3 protein-coding genes are annotated in these 3,595 nt (G+C 46.9%); all 3 read right to left on the bottom strand.

Annotated elements, in window-relative coordinates:
* Positions 1–215 precede the first annotated feature (215 nt).
* The 3 genes from ACE1CC_RS00985 to ACE1CC_RS00975 are packed head-to-tail and all read right to left on the bottom strand — an operon-like array spanning position 216 to position 3,395.
* Positions 216–1,187, bottom strand: coding sequence for an ExeA family protein (locus ACE1CC_RS00985; protein ID WP_413268609.1), 972 nt, complete (start codon positions 1,185–1,187; stop codon positions 216–218).
* Positions 1,177–2,820: an IS481 family transposase gene (locus tag ACE1CC_RS00980; protein WP_413268610.1), complete on the bottom strand. Its 1,644-nt coding sequence runs from the start codon at positions 2,818–2,820 to the stop codon at positions 1,177–1,179. Before ACE1CC_RS00980 ends, ACE1CC_RS00985 begins: the two co-directional genes overlap by 11 nt.
* A gap of 11 nt (positions 2,821–2,831) precedes the next feature.
* Positions 2,832–3,395 carry a recombinase family protein gene (locus ACE1CC_RS00975; RefSeq protein WP_413268608.1) on the bottom strand — a complete coding sequence of 188 codons (564 nt, stop codon included), beginning with the start codon at positions 3,393–3,395 and terminating at the stop codon, positions 2,832–2,834.
* Positions 3,396–3,595: the final 200 nt, after the last annotated feature.

Raw genomic sequence — 3,595 nt, 5'->3', positions numbered from 1 at the left:
TTGTAGCAGCCAGCAATAAGAAACACTCCGACCAGCAATAACGAGCATTCTGAGCCAGGATTAATTGCAACAATGATGGTGAATTGAGCCAGGATTATCTGCGATTGGGACAGAATTAACTGCAACCAGCCAGCAATAAGAAATTTGAGCCAGGATTAATTGCAACTAGATTCAAAAAGAATTATCGTCAAAATATTAGTAATATTGATAACTTATTAAATAGGTAATCCTGCGGCTAACATTTGTTCTTGTAATTCGCGGGTTCTGGTGGGGTCGAGTTGTCCTCGTAACAAAGAGCGAATCTCGGATGGTTTGGCATTTAACTGTTCAGACAAGCTTTTGACATTGTAGCCATGCCGTGTCAAAGTAGGCTCTAAGTCATCAATCTGCTTGGACAGAATTGACTCAACAACTGCCAGTGTCACAGTTGCTTCCCCCATACGATGAGCTTCCTCGAAAGATAAAGATAAGTGCATTTCTATTTGAAGGGGTGTTCTCAACCGCGTACAGAGTAGGTCAATCGCTTCTGTTGTAATTAAATTCTCCAATAATGTTCCCTCCTTCGTGCAGGAAGAAAGCAGCCATTCGATGTACTGGCGCTGATTACCCCCAATACTGTCGAGACAGAAGATTGCTGTGCGGTAACCGATTTCTTCCATCATGGGGCGACGTAAATCATTTTTGAGTTTAGGATGGCCTGCCAGGATAATAGAAAGGATGCCCCCACTATCTTCCACTACTTCAATCAGACGCTTGAGTCCGGTCAAAGTGCTGCTATGTAGGTCGTGGGCTTCATCGACAAACAGAGCAACTGGCTTCTTACTTTTGCGAATTAGCTCTTGCAGTTCCCTTTCCCGCTTTTCGCCCTGGTTGGAAATCTTGACTTCCTTATCCGATGACAAGTCATAGAAGAGAGCAGCAATAAGCGTTGGTAAGGTCGCTCGATTTTTATCCACTGATAAAGATTTAGAAACTAATATCTTGCCTTCTTTCTTCAAAGCTTCTTGCAAGCGGCGCAATGTCACAGTCTTGCCGCATCCAACAACACCTGTGAGAGCAATCATCTTCCCCTGTAGAATTGCTGCTTTAATCTCTTTAAACAACTGCCTTAAGCGGTCTGTTTCGTAATATCCTGCCCGTCGGAATTCTTTGACTAAGCCATAAAATTCCATTACTTCAATCAGCATCTTTGTTTGACCGCCTTTCCTGAAGGTAGTGCCGCACCCGTTCCAAAATCACCTTTTTACAAAGCGTTTGGGATAACAGTTCATCTATGAAAGCCCGCTCTTGCTCTGATAGTCTTGCTAGAGGTAGGGCAAGGTTGTCTGCAATAGCTCGTTTGGCAGCCAGGATGCTGGGATAAGTAAACTCCTGAAAAGGGTCTGGATCTTGAAAAGGAATGATCGCGGGTTGACTCTTTGGCTGTGATGCAGCCAGAAATTGAAGTTCCTGGTTTCCTTCTAAGGCAGTTCGAGGCAAAACTAATCCTTGAGCCAGAGCAGCAATTCGGTCAGCTCGCTCTTGCGTTTTACTTTTCTTAAACTTGCGGTAGCGATGTAATGGAATCGGCCCGTCCACAGGCAGGTAAGGGCTATACTTAGTTCCATCTTTCTCCACGTACAATTCATTGTCAAACAACCCCCACCAAAGGACAACAGTTTCTCCTGCCAAGTCGGGGTTTACTTCGTAAGCCACCCCTGCTACTGATACCCTGGCACAAGCATCCACCTTACGCTGCTCTGGCTCCCTGGCGAAAGTACAAAACCGCTCCCAGCTACACATCTGGCGTAAACCATTGGCTGGTAGATGTAAGAGCCAATCCTCTTTCCGAGAATGGTTCTCTTGGCGATGGGGCTGATTGTTGTAGTGCAGCAGATACTGGTGCAGCCAGCGGTTGGCTTCTTGTTCCGTTTGAGGTTGGTGAAAGTGGTAGAGGGTTTCATGGGCTTCCTTCACTGTCCGAAACGGGCGTTCTACTTTGCCTTTCGCCCGAGCCGTCACCCGCCGCCCGTCTTTGCCATTGGGCAGATGAGTAACTAATTTTACTCCTAAACATTCCATGACGTTCTGAAACACCCGATTTTTGGTAATGGGGCCATTGTCCGTATAAAGCATTTGCGGAATACCTTGAAACCCAAACCCTTCTGTGGTTTTGGCACTCATGGCGTTAAATAGGAAGCGTAAAGCCGCTTCTACGTCCTCTCCATAGACACAGTGGTATTCCTGATAACAGACCCCACTTCTGTCATCAACTACACTGTAGAGCATCAATTGTGGGTTTCCCCGTCCTGGCTGAATCCAAGTTGGAAGATTAATGTGTTTCAAATCTGAAGGGCTGAGGTCAAAGTGCCAGCAATCATTGCTCATCTCGGCTTGAAAGCGTACCGCAGGCGGCTGGCGCGTCATTGAGGTGTGGTCGTAGCCCCAAGTTTTCAAGTAATAGTTGACTGTACTTTTAGTTAACAATCCTTGAGGTGGTTGGACAAATCGATCGGGGGTTTCCATTCCGTACTCTTCCAGCAGTTGAATAGCCCTTGCGGTAGAGACGTGTCGTCCTTTCTTGTTGCTGGTACGGATTTTGAAGGCTGCAATTATTTCGCAGTAGCGTTCCATCTCGGCGGTTGATAACTTGCGAGGTGTCCCCCTATCTGAAGGCCCTTCTGCTTTGGGACGAGCCCGCTCTCGCAATGCCCGATATAGTGTGTCTAGTGACACATCGTAGCTAGTGGCCGCTTCTTCAATCAGTTTCCGTCGCTCCCGAGACCTTGGTGGGAATAATTCTAGTCTCTGCCGTAATTGAACTAATGCTTCAGAAGGAATCTGCTTACGGCTCATGGTGTTGCTTGAGCCTCCGCAATGTAGCTGTAGAGCGTTGGCTTAGAAATTCCTATGATTCGGCAAATTTCTTCAATGGTGTACTGACGCTCGTTGTAGAGCTTGATAGCCAACTGACGCTTTGGCGCATCTAGTGCTTTGGGTCTTCCTCCCTTGCGTCCCCGCGCTCTAGCTGCTGTCAATCCTGCCTGGGTACGTTCTCGAATCAGGTTACGCTCAAATTCTGCTAGTGCGCCAAACAGATGGAAGATTAATTTACCACTGGTTGTGGTTGTAGCTAGAGCCTCAGTTAAGCTGTGCAGTTCGATACCGCGCTCAGACAAGGTTTCCACCATCTGGATCAAATCTTTTAGGGAGCGTCCCAAGCGATCTAGTCGCCACACTACCAACACGTCTCCTGAGCGGGCCGCTTCTAAAGCTTTTGTTAATCCTGGACGCGCTACTCTTGCTCCGCTTAGTTTATCTTCGTAAATCCGACTGCATCCTGCCTGCTTGAGGGCATCTCTTTGCAGGTTGAGATTTTGGTCGTCAGTGGAAACACGGGCGTAGCCAATGAGCATTTGACCGTCAGGTTAGTTAAAAAACTCATCGCTTCTGATTATATCTTGCCTTAGATAATTTAACTGAGTTTTTTTACCAAAGGGGGACGACGATTCATCGGCTGAGAGCGGGAAAACGGCTGAGTAAAGAAAACGACCCTTTTCTTTACTTTATGGTTGCAATTAATCCTGGCTCAAATTTCTTATTGCTGGCTGGTTGC

The organism is Floridaenema aerugineum BLCC-F46 (assembly GCF_041929345.1).
Classification (GTDB): domain Bacteria; phylum Cyanobacteriota; class Cyanobacteriia; order Cyanobacteriales; family Aerosakkonemataceae; genus Floridanema; species Floridanema aerugineum.
This window is presented reverse-complemented; position numbering and strand designations above follow the sequence as displayed.

Excerpts from the sequence above, each read along its gene's own strand:
- ACE1CC_RS00975 (WP_413268608.1), bottom strand. The coding sequence starts at position 3,395 with ATGCTCATTGGCTACGCCCGTGTTTCCACTGACGACCAAAATCTCAAC.
- ACE1CC_RS00985 (WP_413268609.1), bottom strand. The coding sequence starts at position 1,187 with ATGCTGATTGAAGTAATGGAATTTTATGGCTTAGTCAAAGAATTCCGA.